This is a genomic window from Blastopirellula sediminis (assembly GCF_020966755.1).
In the GTDB taxonomy this organism is placed as follows: Bacteria; Planctomycetota; Planctomycetia; order Pirellulales; family Pirellulaceae; genus Blastopirellula; species Blastopirellula sediminis.
The window spans coordinates 1816286-1837068 of sequence record NZ_JAJKFT010000010.1 but is presented as its reverse complement, the minus strand read 5'-3'; the positions used below and the strand labels follow the sequence as shown (position 1 = coordinate 1837068).

At 56.6% G+C, this 20783-nt stretch carries 14 protein-coding genes; 3 read left to right on the top strand and 11 right to left on the bottom strand.

All coding sequences use genetic code 11. The features are described 5' to 3' along the window. Positions 1–4: 4 nt before the first annotated feature. The 7 genes from LOC68_RS19115 to LOC68_RS19085 form a co-directional block, all read right to left on the bottom strand. A complete protein-coding gene (locus LOC68_RS19115) occupies positions 5–997 on the bottom strand; it encodes a FecCD family ABC transporter permease (RefSeq protein WP_230221712.1) in 993 nt (330 codons plus the stop codon). Next, positions 994–2004 carry a FecCD family ABC transporter permease gene (locus tag LOC68_RS19110; RefSeq protein WP_230221711.1) on the bottom strand — a complete coding sequence of 337 codons (1011 nt, stop codon included), beginning with the start codon at positions 2002–2004 and terminating at the stop codon, positions 994–996. The genes LOC68_RS19115 and LOC68_RS19110 overlap by 4 nt, the downstream gene beginning before the upstream one ends. Then, entirely contained in the window at positions 2001–3023 is a 1023-nt protein-coding gene (locus tag LOC68_RS19105) for an ABC transporter substrate-binding protein (protein WP_230221709.1), read from the bottom strand. Before LOC68_RS19105 ends, LOC68_RS19110 begins: the two co-directional genes overlap by 4 nt. Before the next feature lie 101 nt (positions 3024–3124). Then, a complete protein-coding gene (locus tag LOC68_RS19100) occupies positions 3125–3421 on the bottom strand; it encodes a hypothetical protein (protein ID WP_230221707.1) in 297 nt (98 codons plus the stop codon). Between the two features lie 156 nt (positions 3422–3577). Beyond that, the gene (locus tag LOC68_RS19095) at positions 3578–4564 is read right to left on the bottom strand and encodes a DUF1559 domain-containing protein (protein ID WP_230221705.1); all 987 of its coding nucleotides are present in this window, start codon (positions 4562–4564) and stop codon (positions 3578–3580) included. 854 nt (positions 4565–5418) lie between these two features. Further along, positions 5419–6846, bottom strand: coding sequence for a DUF1501 domain-containing protein (locus LOC68_RS19090; protein WP_230221703.1), 1428 nt, complete (start codon positions 6844–6846; stop codon positions 5419–5421). Further along, positions 6839–10066 (bottom strand): PSD1 and planctomycete cytochrome C domain-containing protein, encoded by a 3228-nt coding sequence (locus LOC68_RS19085; RefSeq protein WP_230221701.1) that lies wholly within the window; start codon positions 10064–10066, stop codon positions 6839–6841. Before LOC68_RS19085 ends, LOC68_RS19090 begins: the two co-directional genes overlap by 8 nt. Before the next feature lie 25 nt (positions 10067–10091). Between LOC68_RS19085 and LOC68_RS19080 the strand changes: the two genes are divergently transcribed. Continuing rightward, the gene (locus LOC68_RS19080; RefSeq protein WP_230221700.1) at positions 10092–10844 is read left to right on the top strand and encodes an AraC family transcriptional regulator; all 753 of its coding nucleotides are present in this window, start codon (positions 10092–10094) and stop codon (positions 10842–10844) included. Positions 10845–10962: 118 nt separating this feature from the next. On the opposite strand, the gene LOC68_RS19075 is transcribed toward LOC68_RS19080, so the two are convergent. Genes LOC68_RS19075 through LOC68_RS19065 form a run of 3 tightly spaced genes read right to left on the bottom strand, consistent with a single transcriptional unit; the run spans position 10963 to position 15006 of the window. Further along, the gene (locus LOC68_RS19075) at positions 10963–11955 is read right to left on the bottom strand and encodes a WD40 repeat domain-containing protein (protein ID WP_230221698.1); all 993 of its coding nucleotides are present in this window, start codon (positions 11953–11955) and stop codon (positions 10963–10965) included. A 47-nt stretch (positions 11956–12002) separates the two neighbouring features. Then, positions 12003–13301 (bottom strand): DUF1501 domain-containing protein, encoded by a 1299-nt coding sequence (locus LOC68_RS19070; protein ID WP_230221696.1) that lies wholly within the window; start codon positions 13299–13301, stop codon positions 12003–12005. Positions 13302–13359: 58 nt separating this feature from the next. Next, positions 13360–15006 (bottom strand): DUF1549 domain-containing protein, encoded by a 1647-nt coding sequence (locus LOC68_RS19065; protein ID WP_230221694.1) that lies wholly within the window; start codon positions 15004–15006, stop codon positions 13360–13362. A gap of 369 nt (positions 15007–15375) precedes the next feature. On the opposite strand from LOC68_RS19065, the gene LOC68_RS19060 reads away from it, so the two are divergent. Together LOC68_RS19060 and LOC68_RS19055 are read left to right on the top strand one after the other, a co-directional pair. Beyond that, entirely contained in the window at positions 15376–17802 is a 2427-nt protein-coding gene (locus LOC68_RS19060; protein WP_230221692.1) for a hypothetical protein, read from the top strand. After that, positions 17795–19288 carry a DUF7133 domain-containing protein gene (locus tag LOC68_RS19055; RefSeq protein WP_230221690.1) on the top strand — a complete coding sequence of 498 codons (1494 nt, stop codon included), beginning with the start codon at positions 17795–17797 and terminating at the stop codon, positions 19286–19288. Before LOC68_RS19060 ends, LOC68_RS19055 begins: the two co-directional genes overlap by 8 nt. An 89-nt stretch (positions 19289–19377) precedes the next feature. Here LOC68_RS19055 and LOC68_RS19050 read toward each other — a convergent pair whose 3' ends face one another. Beyond that, complete coding sequence (locus tag LOC68_RS19050) at positions 19378–20781, bottom strand: DUF1501 domain-containing protein (RefSeq protein WP_230221688.1); 1404 nt, start codon at positions 20779–20781, stop codon at positions 19378–19380. Positions 20782–20783: the final 2 nt, after the last annotated feature.

Genomic DNA, 20783 nt, shown 5'->3' with positions numbered 1-20783 from the left:
GCGCTCACCCTTTCGTCGTCATCAATTGGTACACGAAATACATTCCGCCGATCGCTCCGGTCATGATGCCCGCCGGGATCTCCACAGGAGCAAATAACGATCGCCCTCCTGCATCCGCTGACATCAGCAACAGCATTCCAACCATTCCGGCGGCTGGAACCAAAGCGAAATGCTGTGGGCCGACAAGTCGACGGGCGATGTGCGGCGCAATCAGTCCCAAAAAGACAAGCCCTCCTGACATCGCCATCGACGACGCTCCCAACGTGACGGCCAGCACGAGCAACGCGACGCGCCATCGGAAAACATCCAATCCGAGACCAACGACGCTTTCATCCTTGAGCCGCAAGACGTTCATCACCGGGCAAATCGCAAGCACGATCATCGACAGCAGGCCCAGCCATACCGTTAGCGCGACGACGTAGTTCCAGTCCGCCTTGCTAAAGCTGCCGGTCGTCCAGGCCAACGCTTGCGCGTAAACTTCGCGATCGACGTTCAAAGATAGTACGAGCGTGAACGATCCCAAGGCTGCCGTAACCGCCACGGCGGTCAAAAGAAGTCGTGCTGGGTAGAGGCCACGTCGATCGAAAGCCAACCCGCAAACGAGCGTCACCGTCCCTATCGCGCCGGCGATGCTGACCAAAGGTATTGTCCAAGGGGATGCGATCTGTGTGCCGAAGATCAGCAAGGCCAACGTCACGCCAAAGTTCCCGCCAGCCGCTACGCCCATGATCCCCGGATCGGCCAAGTCGTTGCGTAAGACGCCTTGCATCAAGACGCCGGAGATCGCGATTCCCCAGCCAACGAGCATCACCATCAACACGCGGGGAAGACGAAACGACCAGAAGACCATCTGGTAAGTTTCGTCCCCCTGCCCCGTTAGGCTGCTAACGAGGGTAACTGGCGATATCCATTGGCTGCCAAGACAAAGACTGACAAGGCACGCCAAAACCGCGAGAACGAACAGCAGCGAAACGGTACGTTTGTCGACCGGACTCATCGTTCGCCTCCGCGATGAGATCCTTGCTTCCGCGCTAAAGCGACGAAGAAGGTCGCCCCGATCATCGACGTAAAGAGCCCCAGCGGTATTTCCTGTCCCGGAATCAACGATCGAGACGCGATATCGGCGACGACAGTCAGGATCGACCCCAACAAAGCGGCCAAGGGAATAATCCGCCGATAGTCAAAGCCAACCAAATAGCGAGCCACGTGCGGCGTCATCACGCCTACGAAACCAACCGGGCCAGCGACTGCGACCGCACCAGCCGTTAAGAGGAGCACGCTAAAGGTCGCTCCGCCCCGGATCAGCTTGGTTCGCTGCCCCAGGCCGCCGGCGACTTCCTCCCCAAGGCTTAGCAGGGTAATCGAAGGAGACAAAAGTAACGCTGCGACCATCCCTGGCGCCGCTGGAATCAACGCCATATAAACCTGCGGCCACGAAACGTTGGCGATGCCGCCGATCGTCCAATACAGCATCTCGTCGTGCAGCATGAAGTAGATCGTCAGGCCGTGGGTAATCGCCCCTAACAAAACCGAGACGACGGCGCCGGCCAACGCCAGGCGTATTGGCGTCATTCCGCCGCGAGATAGAAACGCGACTCCGCAAACCGTCATGTAGCCGAGTCCGGCGCCCAGAAAAGATAACCAGATCGCCTGAGTGAAGCCAAAATCTGGCAAGACCAACAGCCCAGCCAACAGGCAAAACGTTCCGCCGCTGCTAAGCCCCATAATGGTTGGCCCGGCTAGATCGTTGCGCGTGACTCCTTGCATGATCGCGCCCGACGTCGCCAGCGAAGCGCCGATGATCGCCGCCAGCAGGACCCGAGGCAAGCGAATCTGACGCAAGACGAACTGCGGATCGCTCGCCTCGCTATAGGCGAATAACGCATCCCAGGCGTCGCTCGCAGTCGCCGGCGTAGGACCAACCAAAACCGAAACGCCCATTAGCAAAATGAGCGTGCCGGACATCAGCAGCAGATAATGGGAGGGAGCCAAATGTCGTATCATGACCGCGACGCCTCGTAGGCCGATCTTTCGGCCTGCTGAACGCTTTCGAGCGACTCAGGAGCAAGCGCACCGACGATTTCGTCGATCATACGCGACCTCCCCTGGATGCCAGGCGTCAACCATTGGTGCTGCTCGTGAATCGGGTAAACATTCCCCTGCTGAACCGCCGGCACTCGCTTCCAAGCGGGATGTTCGAGCAACCGATCCCACGAGCGTTGGGCGCCAAGGTTATCTTCGGCGGCGACGAACAAGTGCTGCGAGTCGAGTTGCAGCAGCGATTCGGGCGAAAGCATATAACCGCGAGGCGACTCTTCAATGATCTTAGGAGGCTGAAGGCCAAGTTCGTCGTACAACAACAGTCCGCCGCGGGTATGTCCGTGGATGTACATTTGCCGTCCGAACACGCGAAAGAAGGAAACCGGCTGATCGCCGACCTTTTGCTGCAGCGCTGTTTTGGCCGCCGCCACCTTCGCGTCATACCCGGCCAAGACCGCTGCCGCTTCCGCCTCTTTCCCCAGGAGTCGTCCCACATCGAGAATCCGAACCCGATCGTCCCAATCGCTTCGATGTAGCACGACGACCGGCGCGATTTTCGACAATTGCGAGTAAGTTTGAGGATCAGGGTTCGCCGTCAAAATCAGGTCGGGTTGTAGCCGTACAATGGCCTCCAAATCAGGAAACATCGCTCCCATCATTTGGTAGATCGGAACAACCCCGTCGAGTTGCGGACGAAGATAATCGGAAAACCCGGTCGCCGAACATGATGCCGCCAACGGCTGAACGCCGATCGCCAATAGCTCGTCAGTAAACGCCAGAGCGCAGACCCGCCGCGGCGTCATTGGAACGACCGTCGCGCCAAGCAAGTGCTCGACGCGAACGTGACGCTCATCCGCACGCGTAACGACGATCGGTTTGCTCGCAGCGCCAGGACGCGGAGCTTCCATCTGCTGGTTTTGCGAGCCCTTGCCGGTGGTGAGTGGCGACGGAGAGTGCGTCGACGCGTCGCATCCGCATTCCATTACGCATACGACGGCCGCCAACGAAAGCGCGAGGTAACAGGCTAGCCTTGCGCCATAGGATCGAGTCTCTGAAAGATAAAGCCGCCTCATTACTCGAAGCGTCACTCCCCTCGCAGCATGTTTGACGCCTTTAGATCCAAAGGAGCCAGCTTGTTTTCCCCTTTTGTGATCGTCACCATCGTCGCAGGAGTCGTCGGCAGCGCGAATTTACCCCGCAGACGATCTTCGCCGGGATCATCCTTTCCCGGAAACTGCGGCCAAAAAACAGTTACGCCAAATTCTCCCTCCGGAGCGCCGTCTTCGATTCCAAACGTCGAAACGACGAACGTGCCATCCTCTTTAACTTTCCCGGCCGGAATCGTCCCCCGTTGGTCGATGTCGCCTTGCAGCGGATGCAAAGCGACAATCGCGCCACGTGCCGGTTCCCCATTGATTGCGAGAGTTCCAGACGTTGGATGAACGGCAACGCCCGAACCCTCACTGCAACCGACAACCATTGCGCTCAACAGAAACAGAACGACGACACTGCCGAGGTTTTGCATAACGCTTCGCACCTAGAAGGCCCCTTCCGATTCAATCACTTCCCCCTGCGCCGGCGTGACCAACGCGAGGTAGGTCAGGCTCTTAATCGTCTCGGCCACAAAGTGAACCGAGCCGTCCACCGCCAGGACATTGACGCCGCCGGGATGAAAGGAATACGGCTGAGAATTCTTGTTGGTTGCGTTGACGACATAGGATCCGGCGTTAGCGGTTCCGTCACGGCTCCATGACTGCATAAAGTACGAGTTGCCGGAGGCCCAGGCGCAGTTGTCAGGCGATACCTTGATGGGAGTGCCGTCTGTCTCTGTCCACAAGCTGCCGAACAAATAGACCTTGTCGCGACCGGCCGATTCCCACACGGCGATCGTGTGCGTCGTCCCATCGGTAATATCACGGAAGCCCTGCGGACGAACCGGGTAGGCCCGGACGAAAAAGCCTTTTCGACCATCGGCCGTTTGCAAATTAGGAAGCAATAGCGTGGCTCGCTGTCCGCTGTTCCCTGCGTAGTCGGCCGACCAACCTTTGACCGTTGAGTTGATGCTGGTGTATTCCGCCGCAAAGTTATCGGTGTCGATCAGTCCTGTACCACCAGGAGTTGAGGGACACTCAAACGCCGGCAATCGCCGGGTGACGACATTCGCGTTGTTCGCGTGCATCCAGGTATAGTCGAAGTCGTACTGCCCTTGGAGGTTTCCTTCTTCAAGATAAGGCAGGATGTTGCTCACCCACCCCGATTTGTACTCGTACCCGGCCCAGTTGTTGAGATCGAGATACTCGTAGCAGGGAAACTTTCCAAACGTGTCGTGATAATTGTGCAGCGCCAATCCGATTTGCTTCAGATTGTTCGTGCACTGCATACGTCGCGCCGCTTCACGCGCTTGTTGCACTGCCGGCAAGAGCAATGCAATCAACACGCCAATAATGGCGATCACAACCAGAAGTTCTACGAGAGTAAAGCCAGCGTAACGATTCGTTCGTGGAGTGGATGAATTCCCCTTCATCAGGTGAATCTCTTTCTGCTCTTGCTACGGATTGGGGGGGGACGTTGATTACGTTCAGGTTGCGAATTGAAGTGCGAATAGTGCTTAAATCGCAATTCACATGCCACTTCTCTGATTAACTAGCCATGCGCGGTGAATTTGACGCGAAAAGATGGCCGACCCTCGAAGCCACGAGTATTTACGAGACCGATATCGCGCAAAGAAAGGAATTTCGCCGACTTCGCAGTTGAAGAAACCGGGAACTACAGCAGATCAGCGATTCGGTATCGTCACGATGTCGCTGAGAACGACACGACTGTTAGCCTGCGCGACACCATCGGGGAATTAAGCGTCAGCCGTTTGTCTAATTATTTGAGACGATCTCTGCGGCCGCGAACCCAGACGCAATATCAGACACATGGTGATTCTAACGCGATTGCTCTGCCTACCATTGAGACGCAATCCAAAAGAAAAACCCACCTTGGCGTAACGGCCAAGGTGGGCTAAGTGGAGGCGGCGGGAAGCGGTCGATTACGACGCACACGATTTTCGCAGCCGACTAAGGTAAAGCGATTTACGACAGCACCTGTTCACGAAAGTTTTTTCTTGTCGGAACATTTATAAGTTTCATCGGAAAGCATTCATTGAGCGCCGAGAGATCGCATGACGGTAGTGGAAAACACTTCGGCTAGAGAACGACCTGTCACTGTTGACCAGAAAATCTTCGTCAAACGCCGGCGAGCGTACAGTTGCCCACGCGCGGGGACGACATGAGGACTAGTACCACTGCGATAAAGATATCTTGCTTCTCGAAGAGCGCAGTTGTATCAACCTATCCAAGCTCAACGCTCGACGTCGACTTGCGTGCGATGGCTTCAAGAGATGATGTCTTCTACGACCTTGGCGGGCTCGACGCCAGTGAGCTTAAAGTCCAGGCCTTGATAGCGGTGGGTAAAGCGTTCGTGATCAATTCCCAACAGATGCAGCGCCGTCGCATGCAGGTCGCGGACGTGAACAGGGTTTTCCGCGACGTTGTAGCTGAAGTCGTCGGTCGCGCCATAGGTGAAGCCGGGTTTGATCCCCGCGCCGGCCATCCAAATCGAGAAGCATCGCGGGTGGTGGTCGCGGCCGGCAAGCGGGGACTTCCAGTCCCCTTGGCCAGCGACGCCGCGACCGAACTCTCCACCCCAGATCACCAGCGTGTCTTCTAACAGGCCACGTCGCTGAAGGTCTTTGATTAAAGCTGCGCTGGGCTGGTCCGTATCCAAACAACGGGAGACGCACCACGACTTTAGCCTCGAGTGATGATCCCAGTCTGGGTGGAAGAGCTGGATGAAGCGGACGCCGCGTTCGGCCATACGCCGCGCAAGGATGCAGTTGGCGGCATAACTACCAGGCCGGCGAGAGTCAGGACCGTACAACTCGAAAGTCTCATCCGGCTCGTCGCTGAGGTCGTTTAGCTCTGGGATGCTCGCCTGCATCCGGAACGCCATCTCGTATTGTTCGATCCGAGTCTCGATCTCGGGATCGAGCGTCTGCTGGTATCGCTCGCGATTAATAGTAGATAGGCCGTCGATCATGTCACGGCGAAGCGTGCGAGGAAATCCAGCGGGATCGTTGAGGTAGAGCACCGGATCTTTGGAGCTACGAAGCTTTACCCCTTGATGCTTGGAGGGCAAAAAGCCGCTTCCCCAATAATGGTCGTAAAGCGGCTGGTCGCTGCCGCGCTTCATCTTGGACAATAGCACGACGTAGTCGGGAAGGTTACTGTTCATGCTCCCTAAGCCGTAGCTCGCCCAACAGCCAAAACTCGGCCGTCCCGGCAATTGGTGACCCGTTAGAAACTTGGTCATTGCCGGGGCATGGTTAATCTGGTCAGTCACCATCGACCGGACGATGCAGATGTCGTCGGCGATCGAACCGAGATGCGGTAGCCATTCGCCCAGCATGGTCCCGCTATTTCCGTGCCGCTGGAACTTGGTAATCGGGGGCAGAATCAGTTGTTTCTGATCTTTCGTCATCCCCGTCAGACGCTGGCCCATCCGGACGCTGGGCGGAAGCTCGGTCCCCGCTAGCTTCGGCAGTTCGGGCTTGTGGTCGAACAACTCGATCTGCGACGGCCCGCCGGACTGGGTCAAGAAGATCACCCGTTTCGCTTTGGGAGTAAAATGCGGAAGCCCGGCCGCCTGCTCAGATGCAGTCGCTTCGTCACGGAGCAGCGCGGCTAAAGACAGGGCCCCAAGGTTCAACCCGACTTGCTTCAGGAAGTCACGCCGTCCAAGTTTAAAAATTGGGTCACTCACGGGTTATCGCCTCGTCGAGGTTTAAGAGCGTGCTCGATACGATCATCCAAGCCGCGGTCGACACGGCGTCCTGTTGCTTTGCCGTCTCTCGCAACCCGACGTCGATGAATCGCGCCGCGTCCTGGGCGTGAGATTCATAATGCTGCTTAGCGTTCACCAGAACCGATTCGAGCGCAGCCTGCTCGGTTCGATTCAATTTGCGCGAAAGCACTCGCATCGAGAGGTCATTCAGCGTTTGTTCGATGGAATCTTTATTGGATCGGCGCTCAACGGCGATATCCGCCAGCGCACGAGACGCCTCAAGCATCGTGGTATCGTTCATCAGCGTCAGGGCGTGCATCGGCGTATTGGTTCGACGCACGCCGACCTCGCAGAGGCGACGCTGCGCACTGTCGAACAGGAAGGTCGGCGCGAGCGTTCGGCGCCAGAACGCATAGACGGTCCGCCGGTACTGTTCGGGCCCGACGCTGGGGCTATAACGGAATCGGCCCATCGTGATCTCCGCCCAAACGCCTTCGGGCTGATACGGCTTGGCAGGCGGACCACCAACGGCATTATTTAGTAACCCCGAAACATGCAACGCATTGTCGCGAATCATCCAGGCGGGAAGACGGAAACGTGGCGCCCGGGCCAGTAGCCGGTTTTCCGGATCCTTCTCAAGCAACGGCTTGGTGACGCCACTACTCTGACGGTACGTCTTGCTGGTAACGATCAACCGAAGGATATGCCGCAGGTCCCAGCCGCTTTCGATCAGTTCGATCGCCAGCCAGTCGAGCAGCTCGGGGTGCGTCGGCAACTCACCCTGGAGCCCAAAGTCTTCGGGCGTGCGAACCAGGCCCTGTCCAAACATCAGCTGCCACAGGTGGTTGACCGTGACGCGTGCGGTCAGCGGGTTCTCTTTGTCGAGGATCCAGTCGGCCAGATCCAGACGTGAGAGCGTCTTGCCTTCTTCTGGCTTAGGCACTTCAAAGATATGCGAGATAAATCCGCGTTCAACCTGCTCGCCCTTGGCGTCCCACACGCCGCGTTCAAGGATATAGGTGTTTCGCGGCGTATCGCGTTCGGCGAGGACCATCACTCTGCGTGGCTTGGTCTCGTTCTTCAATCGATTTAATTCGTCGACCGCAGCCGCCGCACGATCGCGGACCTTTTGATAGACGTCATCTGCCAGCAAATACTGGTCTAACAGCCGCTTGCGGAGTCCGCCGTCGATCGGCTTGCCTGGATCTGCGGCGAGACTCTCCATCAATTCCATGATCGGCGAGGCCGCGTCCAATTGGGTCACGACTTGCCCCAGTTCGCTGGTGAGGGAGAGTCGAAATCGACCGATACTGGCGTTGCCGTGCGTGGAACGATGACGCAGGACAATGATGAACTGATCGCCGGGCTTGGCTTCCCACGGCTCAGCAAGTTGAAACAGGCCCACGCGTGGCTCGATCGCTTCGATACCCTCCGTTGTCCAGCCGTCACGGGCATCGTCGTTCAGCGTCTTGACAATGCTATCGTACCTCCCTGCGTCCCAAGCGGACTTGCGTTTGGCGTCCGCATTGTGACTGGCGACGGCCTGGCTTAACTCAATTTGCCGCTCCGACGGACTTCCTTCGGCGCGTCCCATCGCCAGCACGTTGGTCAACGTAAACTCTCCGTTGCCATTGCGAGCGTATTTCCCATTTTCGTGCGACTCGTGCGGGAAGACTTCGATTTTGAATCCGGTGATGCGCGACATGTTTTCCGGCGCCCGAAAAACGATGCGGTAATCGTCCTGGAAAGGGATCGGGCCGATCGTCTGAACGATCTGATCCGCATCAATAGAAAACTCGGTCCCCTCCGCGCTGGAAACCTCTGGCGCAGGGTTGTACCAAACCTTGTAGTCGCTTGGCGGCGCTGCAACAAACGCCTCCAACCAGCGATTGAAGCGCTGGTCGGCCCGTTTTCGCTCTTCCCGTACCTGTTGCTCGCACCGATCGGAATAGGCCTGCTGCTCGGTCACGCGGTCGGCAACCAGCGGCGAGGCGTACTGGACGAACGGGTTTGCCTTTCCACCCGCACCGCCGGTCTCATCGATGCTGTCAAAGAACGCGAAGAGCGAATAGTACTCGTGCTGCGTGATCGGATCGAATTTGTGCGAATGGCATTGGACGCAACCAAGCGTCAGTCCAAGCCAGACCGTGCCGGTGGTGTTCACGCGATCGATGACGTAGTCGATGCGAGACTCTTCCGGATCCCGCCCCCCTTCTCCGTTGCTCATATGGTTGCGGTGGAAGGTGGTGGCAAGTCGCGTCTCGTCCGTCGCGTCGGGCAACAGGTCGCCGGCGAACTGCTCACGGGTGAACTCGTCGTATGGTCGGTTCTGCGCGAATTGCTGGATCACCCAATCGCGCCAGGGCCAATTCTGCCGATCGGAGTCTTGTTGAAATCCGTCGGAGTCCGAGTACCTGGCCGCGTCGAGCCACCACATCGCCATGCGTTCGGCGTGATGCGGCGAGGCGAGCATGTTTTCGGTTACCGACGACCAATTCACTTCGCCATTCGGATAACTATTGAGTGAAGCCAACTGCTCAGGTGTCGGCGCGAGTCCGGTGAGATCAAACGATAGGCGGCGCAGCAATGTCTGGGCTTCGGCTGGTGGAGAAAATTCTAAGCCTTCTTCCTGTAAGCGCTGGAGAACAAACGCGTCGATGGGATGCGTATCTTGCTTAGGAACCTCGGGACGCTGCAGTTTTTCAAACGACCAGTGCTTGCCCCACTTCGCGCCATTGAGAATCCAGCGACGAATCGCTTCGCGTTCCTTCTCACTAAGCGGTTTGCGATGCGAGTCCGGAGGCGGCATCAACTCAGCTTCGTCGTTGGATATAATTCGGCGCCAAAGTTCGCTCTCCTCCAGACTGTTGGGGGATACGGCTGCATATCCGCCGCGATCTTGCTTTGCTTCCAATTCAAGATCGAGACGCAGGTCCGCCTCTCGATGCGTCTCATCCGGCCCATGGCAGTGGAAACAGCGATCAGAAAGGACTGGCAACACCTCGCGAGAAAAGGAGACGTCATCGGCATGTGCTGACGCACTCGCCATGGCGCACATGGCGACGACTAGCAAGACCGTCAAGCTCAACCGATACGACACAACGAGTTTCCTTTCGGAGCGAATACTCACGGCGGGCGCCAGAGTACGGCGACTTACACCAACTTTACGCCAAGGCTTGCACACTGTCTTGGACGTCAAGTTGCCCCCTTGGTACAATTAGACCATGAGCAATTCTTCCCCCACCGCCTTTAAGGCCGCATTTTTTGCCCGCAATCCGATGGCGGAATCGGTGATATCGCTGTTCAAATACCTGCCGCAAACGTATTTCTACGCGAAAGACACGGAGAGTCGGTTTGTGACAGTGAACCGGCAATTCCTGGAAAATCACGGATTGGACGACGAAACGCAGGCACTTGGGAAGTCCGACTACGATTTCCATCCGCCGCTTTTGGCGGAAGCCTACATCAGCGAGGACCGTCGAGTGATGGCCAGTCGCCAACCGTTGCCAGGACAGGTCTGGCAAGTTCTATATCGCCGCACCATGCCGCGCTGGTACGTTTGCACCAAAGCGCCGCTGTTTGATGCGAGCGGCGAAGTGATCGGCATTGCGGGGGCAATGTACCGGATTGAGCAGCAGGAGGAACTGTCGCGATATTTGCAGGAACTGCTTCCGGTAGCGAGATACGTCGAACAACATTACGCCGAACCGATCTCTGTGACCGATATGGCCGCCATCGCCGGGCTATCCTCCACCCACTTCAATCGTCGCTTTCAGCAGTTGCTGCGAGTCACTCCGACCGGGTACTTGCAAACGGTCCGGATTCAGGCCGCTCAGCGTCTGCTTTCCACGACGTCACGCAAACTGGCCGAGATCGCCGTAGATGTCGGCTTCACCGACCAGAGCCATTTCACCAAACGATTTCGCGAGGTGACCGGTCTAACTCCCGCTGCATGGCGCAAGCGATTCGTTCAGTGAACCTCTACCCCAGAGTAGAGTGACAAGAATCAATATTTTCGCACACGAAATGGTGAGAGTCGAAGGGCCAAATCCGCTTGATCAACGGATCCAAGGGAATAGCTTGAGCAGCGACGACCTAGAGTTGCCAGAGCGAGAGCTTGCCGTGGCCGACGGCAACCAGCATCCCTTGCTGGTCATCCAGTCGAATATCATGCACATGCGTCGACGCTTTACTATCGACAATCGTCTTGCCCGTGTTCGCGTCGATGCATTTAACGAACCCGGCATGGTCTCCACCTGCGGCGATAAACCACTCTCCGTTGGGATGGAACACTAGTCGCTCGGTAAGCCCTTTGTAGGAATCGTCCGCCAATTGATGCAGTCGCTCCCCTTTTTCCCAGTCAAAGACTTCGATGAGAGACTTCCCACCGAGGTGATCGATATTCCCGACATGCCCCATGCCGCCGATGACCAATTGCTTTCCATCGGGAGAAAACGCCACGCTTCGTACCCCGCCAATCGAATGAATACGAGCCTTGGGGTCCCAGGTATACATGTCGGGCGTTTCGATGGTTTTGACTTCTTTGCCAGACTGAAGATCCCAAACAACCACGTGACCAATCTTGTCCGCTGTCGCTAACAAGCGATCGTCCTGACTGAAGGCGCAGCAATACAGCATGGATGGAAAATGATTGGGCGTGACTGCTTGGTGCCCTTTCAATTCATGCAGACAGTTTCCATTGACGGCATCCCAAACGCGGCAGACCATATCGTCGGACACCGTGGCCAACTGCTTACCATCGTGGGATAACGCGGTGCGGCGAATCCATTTTGCATGCGCATCAACGCTGCGGATCTCAGCCTTGTTTTCCAGGTCCCACCATTTCAGTTTTCCGTCGTAGGCTGCGGAGACAAGTTGATCGCCGACAAGCTCCAATCCCGTGACGTAACTCGTATGCCCGGAAAGTTCGCTCGGCTCGGCTTTGTCCTCTTGGGTATTGAGTCGATGGATTTTGCTATCCGAGCTTCCCACGAAGACTTTCGTTTCGTTCAGCGCAGCAACGCTGAACAAAATATCGGGGCGCGAAATCTCCTTGATCAATTTCAGATTTTCAGGATGGGCTGTCATGCGTCTTGCCTAGAAGAGATCTCTTGGAAAATCGTCTTGTCCCAGCGTCATGCGAGCACGTCCGTCACGACCGACGCTTTTTCATGAACCAGTGGAATCGGACGAGAACCGACGTGGTACTCCGTATGCGGGTCGATGCCGAGCGCTTGATAGATCGTGGCGAACAAATCGCCGGCGTCGACCTCGCCATCCTTCACGGTCTGACCATCCTCGTCGGTAGCACCGTAGACTGTTCCGCCGTTGATCCCGCAGCCCGAGAGCGAACAACTCCAAGCGCTGGCAAAGTGATCACGCCCCAGACTCGCGTTAATCTTGGGCGTTCTGCCGAATTCAGACAACGTGATGACCATCGTATTCTCCAGCAGGCCGCGCTGCTTGAGGTCGTCCAATAACGTAGACATGACGTGGTCGAGCTCCGAAACGAGCTCCAGGTGGGTTTCAAAGTTCTGTCCGTGGCTATCCCACCATGCGCGAGATACTTTTACGAACGGCGTCCCCGCTTCAACCAACCGCCGCGCGATCAAGCATTGTTCGGCGAACAGCGAGGGTCCGTAGAGATCGCGAATCGATTGCGGCTCTTCAGAGACGTCAAACAGCTTATCGCTGGACATCAAGCCGCGAACGCGAGAGTACGCCTCGTTGTGGCTGCGCAAGCTGCTGGAATCTCGATACTCGATGAACCTGTTGCTCAGTAGCTCTCGCAACTCGTGTCTTTGCTGGTGATCCAGATCCGAGATCGAATCGAGGCGCGCCAGGTTGTCAGGCTTCGAGTTCGTCGTCAGCGACATCGGTAGATAGCGCGCCCCCAGGAAGCCTGCTTGCCCAACGGCGCTTCCTCGCCCTTCCGTCGCGGTATAGAAGGAAACGTTGTCGGGCACTCGACTATCAGCGCTGCCCAATTCTCGGGCCAAGACGGCGCCCAGATCCGGATACTTTACCGCCGCTTCGTCTCGTCTCCCCAGGTGCATCATGCGGGCCCCGCCTCCATGCGACCCGTCTTTCGTGTTCAAAGAGCGAATGATCGCCGTGTCCTCCATGCGGCGAGCCATCTTGGGCATCAATTCCGAAATGTGAATTCCGGGTACGGATGTGGGAATCGCGGCGAACGGGCCTCCGGTCGAACGTCCCGGTTTAGGATCCCATGTTTCCAGTTGACTCGCGCCGCCGGCCAGCCATAGCAAGATGACGCGTTTATCCTGTTTCTTCAGCTCCGCGGCCAGACACGGCTCGCGTAGCAGGTTCAACGCAGACATTGACCCGGCGGTTGCGGCGGCCGTGCCAAGAAAACCACGCCGGCTAATTCGGTGTTCCTCGGAACCGCAAAACCAATTGCGTCGTTTCGACATATTGATACCCCTGACTCAAACGCCATGGCAACCGAACCTGGTTGCCTGCTTTGGGCGGTTAGTAATTAAATCGACACTCGCTGGAGGTGAGCATCGCCCAGACCATCTGACCAATGGCCTCGTCGCGACGGTCCGACCGACTTTGAAGGTACGCGACCAGCGCCGCTTCTTCTTCGGGATCGGGCAAACGATTCCAGATCGACATGGTCGCGACGCTTATCAACTCGTTGACGTCATCCGTCTTTTTCAGTTTTCCGATCAGCATGTCATTCGAATCCCGGAGAAGGTCGTTGCGGACCCGTTCGCTATTCGAGAAAAAGAGGGCCTCAGCAACGCCAACCTGAAACTCGGGGCCGGGATACTCGATTTCGCCGGCAATCCCGCGGGCAGCGTTCTCTAGGCTGGCCAAACGCGCTTCCACGTCTTCCGGCTTCTGATCGGCGCTTTGCGAGTCGGGATTCGCCGTCGCCACGCGCAAGAGCGTTGCATATTGGTACGGGGTCAAGGGTCGCACGCTGCCAACGGCAAACGTGTCTGGGTGCGGTCGCGAGCTCCCCTTCCAAACGCTGGAGCGACAGTAGGCCTCACTGGAAACAATGCCTCGGACAAGCCGGCTCAAATCATAATTGTGCGCAACGAGATCGCGGGACAGCCACTCCAGCAACTCCGGGTGACTCGCTGGATTCTCCGGATGCATCTGGTCCAGAGGCATGACCAACCCATAACCAAAGAAACGATTCCACAATTTGTTGACGATCGCCTTGGCAAAGTAGTCGTTCTCGCCCGACTTTAAAGCGATCTCCACCAATTGTTCGCGACGACTGAAACTGGGTGCAGGAGGAGCTTGCTTCTGCTTTTTCAACTCTTCCAGCTTTTCCTTCTCTTCTTTCTTGGTCTTGTCGTCTGGTTCAGCAACCTCTGGTTCTTCCAGTATTGCACCGGTCAAGAACATCAATTGGGCCTTGCGAGCTTCGCCTTCCGTCGTCTGATACGACACCAATCCATATTCATGCTCCCCCAGCAAACCGCCGTTATCAAAAGTACGGTTGAAAAACGACTTCATTCCGTAGAAGCGATCCTGGCTCCACTCATAGACATCTGGGTGATCATGACACTGAGCGCAGCTAACGTTAACGCCAAAGAAAGTGACGCTGACGTCATTCGTCAAACGATCCGTATCCCCGACCCGCGCTTTGACAAATTGCAGAGCCCCTTTTTGCTCTGGGTCATCCGCTTGCCCCAGCATCATCTCCCGAAACATCTGGTCCCACGGACGATTCTCAGTAAACGCCGCTAACAGGTACTCGCGCAACCGGTTCTTTTCGTCGGGCATCAGCAAGGCGTCGAACTCGTTTACCTGATGGCGAACGAAGGCAGGCGACCCGATGAGCCGATCAATCAGATTCCGCCGTTTGTATTCATCCTTGTCGTTGACATAGCTGGCGGTCTCGCTACTCGTCGGAATGCGTCCCACCAGATCGAGCGTCGTACGTCGAAGCACATTGGCATCATTGGCAGGCGGAGCCGCGTCAATCCTTTCCTGCTTGAGCCGTGCCGAGATGTAATGGTCGACCACCTCGGCAATCGACTGATCTTCCGGCAGCAATTCGGATCCATGAATGGCCGACGGGACGTTCAACACCATGGAGGCGATTGCGAGCGTGAAATAGACGAAGCGCATTAGCAACGCGCGTGGACGAGCCATTGCCATAATTCGGAACTCAGGGAAAGAGGTAATCGGCGATGGACCGACTGAGTTGCGGAAGGAATGTGAGCGGAATGGTCGCAGGAAGGAGGAACGCTTTGAGGCAATGTAGCAAATCCCCCAAAAAGTTGCCATAAAATTATTACGGAAAAGCGTGTCGCTTATACTCGGCTATTTGACCCATTTGCCCGGTAAGATAAAGAAATTAAAGAAGCCGTATCGTCTTCGCTGTTGATCGTCGAATCCTCCGGAACTGCCCTGTCAACGACGTCCGTGCGGCAAAAGAGTAGTTAGCGAATCAACGCCCACCTGAAGAGCGAGTTCCTGCGTCTAGAGCGCAGGTATCCTCGCCTGCACTCCCGGTAGCCGATGTCGCCACTTCCCAACTTTGATGAACGAGTATCACCGAAATCGGAGGCCTCTGTGTTTCGATTTGTTCTGAGAGTCGTGCTGGTGATCCTCTCGCTGAACATGGCAAGAATATCCCAGTCGGCGGATAGCCCGCTGCCTGGCAATCACCCGCTCAACGAAAAGCAGGCGGGAGATTTGTTGGTATCGGAACTCCGCTGCTCGGCCTGCCATGCTGGGATTCAGCAAGACCCAGTCTTTGAAAAGCTTGCCCCCGATTTATCTGAAGTTGGGTCAAGACTATCGCACGACTACATTCGGCGTTTTATCGAGTCTCCCTCCGCGGTACATCACGGCACGACAATGCCGAATATGCTGGCTTCGAAGTCTGCCGAGCAAAAGAAAGAGATCGCCGAGGCGATTACGCATTTCCTTGTCGCTCAAAAACATTCCGAAACAAGGCCAGGCCTCACGCGGGCCGGCTCGTTCGACCAAGGCAAAAGGCTTTATCACACTGTGGGCTGCGTCGCATGTCATGGCCCACGTGAAATTCCAATCCGTGAAGTTGACGAAAATGAAGACCTTGAGGACGAGGAGCTCGTTGATCGTCCAAAGTTCGCCCCCATCGCGGTCTCGCTGGATCATGTCCCTGCAAAGTACGACGCGAATTCTCTCGGCGAGTTTCTGTTCCAGCCGTTGATCGTCAGGCCTTCTGGTCGTATGCCAGACATGAAGCTTACCCGCGAAGAGGCAGGCTCGATCGCCCACTACCTGACCGGCCAGAACCCTCCTCCGCAGCACTCGGTGAATCCTCAGCCCTCGCTGGTCGCCAAGGGAAAGGAATACTTTGCAGAACTGAACTGCGCCGCTTGCCACACGACTCCCGGAATAACGCCTGCTCCGAAAGTCTTGTCGCTGCAAGACGCGGATTGGACTCGCGGATGCCTGTCGAATTCGCCTGGCCCCAGTCCGCGTTATGAACTTGACGCGGCGAAAGCGACGGCAATTATCGCTTCGCTTCAGGAAGCCTCGAAGCAGGAGTCCGACAAGGTTGTCTTAGGCAAGACGCTCACGGCGTTCAATTGCGTTGCCTGTCATCGCCGGGATGAATATGGCGGAGTCCACGACGACTACAACTCGTTCTTTGAGACTACGGAAAAGAACCTGGGGGACGATGGCCGAATTCCACCTCCTCTAACCGGCGTGGAGGCGAAGCTTCAAGCGTTGGCCTTAAAGAAAGTTCTTTTCGATGGCGAAAGCGTGCGTCCTTATATGTTGACGCGAATGCCTCAGTATGGATCCAACAATCTTCGCCACTTGCCTGATTTGCTCCAGAGACTACACGCGGACGACGAGCCAGAGGTCGCACTATCGCCATCGGAAGATGAGCCGGAATTGAGTCGCGACGAGCAGAAGGCGAGGCAAGCGGCCGCTCGCACGCTCCTTGGCGACAAGGGACTGAATTGCGTCGCCTGTCACAATTTCAACGGCTTGCCGGCGCAACTCAACAAGGGGATTGATCTGCTCGCGATGCCAGAGCGTCTGAATAAAGAATGGTTTCATCGCTTCTTACGAAATCCAGGCGCCTACCGGACTCGGACCATCATGCCAACCGCTTGGCCCAATGGAGTCGCCGCGTATAAGGACATACTGGATGGCAATACGGATGACCAGATTAACGCGATCTGGGATTACCTTTCGTTGGGGACATCCGCCCCAATTCCGCCCGGCATTCAGGAAGTGAATACAGCCCTGGCGGTAGGCGATCAGGCAAGAGTCTACCGCGGACGGAGCCGTGTAGCGGGCTTTCGGGGAATCGCTGTGGGATTTCCCGAAAGACTGAACTATGCGTTCAACGCCGAAACGGGAACGCTTTCGGCAATTTGGCCTGGCGATTTTGTTCGTGTTAATTGGAGCGGACAGGGAGCCGGCGATTTTAATCCAGCCGTAAGTCCAATCACGATGGCCCAAGACGTCTCATTCGTCCAGCTTGACAAGGAAGACGCCCCTTGGCCTCTTCTGCCGGTGATGACCAAGGAGGCTCCGGTAAACCCTGACCCTCTCTATCCAAAGAATCTTGGCTACCAGTTTCAGGGCTACTTCCTGGACGACGACTCGATCCCCACGTTCATGTATCGGCTCGGAGATATCAAGATCGAGGATTCCTCCGTCGCGATTGCCGAACAGGACGTCAAGCGGCTTACACGCAAAATAACCTTCGATTCGCCCAAGCCCCAAATCATCCTGTTCCGAGCGCTAACGGGCGAGATTGAAAAGGAGTCGGAAGGGACTTACCGAAGCGGCAAACTAAGACTTTCTTTCCCGCGAACGGATGTGGTATTGCGACCGCAGACCGGCGACAAGGAAAAACAGGAACTGCTGCTCCGTCTTTCGTTGCCCCAAGGTAAATCGACGATTGAATTGAACTATGGGTTGCTTCATGAATAAGAACGCTCGTCTGCTCCTGAGCTTACTTCTCGCTGTCGTTACCAATGTCGGAACGATTTGCGCCGAAGATGTTGGCGATCGATGGGGGACGCAGCAACGGGAACGTGAATATTATCCCATCGTCAATATTCCCTTGCCGGCAGGTTCAGTCATCGAAGCGGGGGCATTCACCGTTCTGCCCGATGGCCGGATCGCCGTTGGCACGCGACGTGGCGACATCTATCTCATCCGTGGAATTGACGCCGCAAAACCCAATCCTTCATTTGAGTTGTTCGCAACAGGCCTGGATGAAATTTTTGGTCTCTTGTGGGACGGCGATGGTTTTCGCGTGACGCAAAGCTGCGAATTAACGCGCGTCAGCGATACCAATAAAGACGGAAAGGCCGACCGGTTCGAGACTCTGTCAGACGGATGGGGCTACGCCAATTACCACGAATACGCCTTTGGATCGGAACTCGATCCGCAAGGCAATCAATTCATCGCCCTTGGTCTGTCGGCATCGTACTATTCGCGTGCCTTGCACCGCGGAATGATCATGAAGGTGTCGCCTGAAGGCAAGACGACGGCCTTCGCCAGCGGACTACGAAGTCCTGGCGGCATTGGATTGGATGAACATGGGGCGTTGTTCTACGTCGAAAGCCAGGGCCCTTGGAACTGCTCATGCAGCCTGAAGGCTGTTACGGAACAGAGTTTTCATGGTCATCCGGCTAGTTTCGAGTGGTATAAGTTTGCGCCGGAGCTAGGGCCCGTGCCCAAGGAACCAAAATCAGGAACGAGAATCGCAACGGAAAGCCAGCGAGTCGAGCAGTTGGTTCCCTACGCCGTCGTGTTTCCGTACATCCGTATGGGACGCTCCGTCACCGATTTCGCCGTCAATCACACTCAAGGGAAGTTCGGTCCGTTCGAGGGACAAATGTTCCTCGGCGACTACACGCTGTCCGTCGTCATGAGAGCGACCACGGAACAGGTGAATGGAGTCTGGCAGGGGGCGTGCTATCCGTTTCGAGAAGGACTTTCGACCGGAATTCTTGATGTCGAATTTACGCCAGAGGGAAACCTCCTTTGCGGCGGCACGAATCGAGGATGGCCGGTACGGGGAGTTAAGCCGTTTGCGCTAGAGAGAATCGAGTGGAGCGGAAAGATGCCATTCGAGATCAATCGTATTACAATCGAGCCAAATGGATTTAAGTTGACGTTTACGAAGCCCGTCGACCAAGTAAGCGGTCAGAAGAAGGACGTTTACTCGATCTCCGCTTTTACTCATCCCTACCACGCCGGTTACGGCGGACCAGAAATTGAGCAGCATCGCTGTGCGGTGGAATCGGTATCTCTGTCCGAAGACGGCCTAACCGCGGTCATTCAAACCAGTGAGCTAAGAAAGGGCTTCGTTTACGAGTTCAACTTGGCTGGTTTGCGCTCTCACGACAAGGAAGAACTTCTTCACCACAATGCGTACTACACGGTGAATGAAGTTCCTGGCCCGTAGCGCATACCTTGATAACCAGGGCATTCCCATCTGCAAGATTGATCCGCTGATAAAGAAACGCGGCAAGCTGGCGGAGATTCGATAGGCAATCAGGCCAGCAAATCTTTAACGACGTCGCCATGCACGTCGGTCAGTCGAAACTCTCGTCCTTGGTAACGATAGGTGAGTCGCTCGTGATCGAGACCTAACAGATGCAGAATCGTGGCGTTCAAGTCGTGGACATGGACCCCATTTTCTGCGATGTCCATGCCGAAGTCATCGGATCGGCCGTAGCTGACGCCACCCTTGACGCCGCCGCCGGCCAGCCACATCGTGTACGCGTCTTTGTGGTGATCACGGCCAGTGATTCCATTTCCCTTGGGCTTGCCCCCTTGGTTGAGCGGCGTGCGGCCGAATTCCGATCCCCAGACGATCAGCGTCTCGTCCAACAGTCCGCGCTGCTTCAAGTCGGTAATCAACGCCGCGATCGGGGCGTCGGTCTCTTTGCACTTGGCGGACAGTCGATTCTGCAGGTTGCCGTGGTGGTCCCAGTCGGCGTCGTACAGTTCGATCAGCCGCACGCCCCGCTCGACCAGGCGACGGGCCAACAGGCAATTGTTGGCGAACGACGCCTTCCCTGGCACGGCGCCGTACATATCGAGGGTGGCTTTCGTTTCGTCGTCGATATTCATCAGGTCCGGCACCGAGGCCTGCATGCGAAACGCCATTTCGTACTGTTGAATCCGCGTTTCGATTTCTGGGTCGCCGGTCGCCTGGAGCTGCTCTCCGTTCAACTGACCCAAGGCGTCCAGCACCTGCCGGCGATCGTCACGCGTGCGACCGTCCGGACTCGAAAGAAACAAAACCGGATCTCCCTCCGAGCGAAACTGGATTCCTTGGTAGATGCTGGGCAAGAAGCCGCTCGACCACAAGCTGGTACCGGCGCCGCCTGCCGGTCCGCTGAGCAGCACCACGTAGCCCGGCAAGTCTTCGTTTTCGGAACCGAGTCCATAGCTGACCCACGAACCGAAGCTGGGTCGCCCGCCGCGGCCGAAGCCGGAATGCAGAAACATCTGCGCAGGGGCGTGATTGATTTCTTCGGTATGCATCGAGTGAATCACGGCCAATTCGTCCGCTACGCCGGCAATGTTAGGCAGCAGCTCGGAAAAACTTTGGCCGCTTTCGCCATGGCGGCTGAATTTAAAGGGCGATCCCGCCAAAGTCGACGTCTTGCCGATGAACGCGAAGTCGCGCCCCTTGGTCACTTCCGGCGGGCATGGCTGGTTGTGTCGCTTCTTGAGCTCTGGCTTTTCGTCATACAGATCCAGTTGCGACGGCGCCCCGATCATGTGCAGATAGATCACATGCTTCGCCTTCGGAGCGAAATGCGGCTTGCGAGTTGCGCCCGACGCCTCGTCGTACAACATCGAGGCCAAGGCCATACCGCCAAAGCCAATTCCACACGAACTGAGGAAGGCGCGGCGCGATTGATTGAGCGGGCTCTCGTGTTTCATGA

Bases quoted from the DNA above. Each gene is read 5' to 3' on its own strand.
- LOC68_RS19115 (WP_230221712.1), bottom strand. From the start codon at position 997: ATGAGTCCGGTCGACAAACGTACCGTTTCGCTGCTGTTCGTTCTCGCG.
- LOC68_RS19110 (WP_230221711.1), bottom strand. From the start codon at position 2,004: ATGATACGACATTTGGCTCCCTCCCATTATCTGCTGCTGATGTCCGGC.
- LOC68_RS19105 (WP_230221709.1), bottom strand. From the start codon at position 3,023: ATGGAATGCGGATGCGACGCGTCGACGCACTCTCCGTCGCCACTCACC.
- LOC68_RS19095 (WP_230221705.1), bottom strand. From the start codon at position 4,564: ATGAAGGGGAATTCATCCACTCCACGAACGAATCGTTACGCTGGCTTT.
- LOC68_RS19080 (WP_230221700.1), top strand. From the start codon at position 10,092: ATGAGCAATTCTTCCCCCACCGCCTTTAAGGCCGCATTTTTTGCCCGC.
- LOC68_RS19075 (WP_230221698.1), bottom strand. From the start codon at position 11,955: ATGACAGCCCATCCTGAAAATCTGAAATTGATCAAGGAGATTTCGCGC.
- LOC68_RS19070 (WP_230221696.1), bottom strand. From the start codon at position 13,301: ATGTCGAAACGACGCAATTGGTTTTGCGGTTCCGAGGAACACCGAATT.
- LOC68_RS19065 (WP_230221694.1), bottom strand. From the start codon at position 15,006: ATGGCTCGTCCACGCGCGTTGCTAATGCGCTTCGTCTATTTCACGCTC.
- LOC68_RS19060 (WP_230221692.1), top strand. From the start codon at position 15,376: ATGTCGCCACTTCCCAACTTTGATGAACGAGTATCACCGAAATCGGAG.
- LOC68_RS19055 (WP_230221690.1), top strand. From the start codon at position 17,795: ATGAATAAGAACGCTCGTCTGCTCCTGAGCTTACTTCTCGCTGTCGTT.
- LOC68_RS19050 (WP_230221688.1), bottom strand. From the start codon at position 20,781: ATGAAACACGAGAGCCCGCTCAATCAATCGCGCCGCGCCTTCCTCAGT.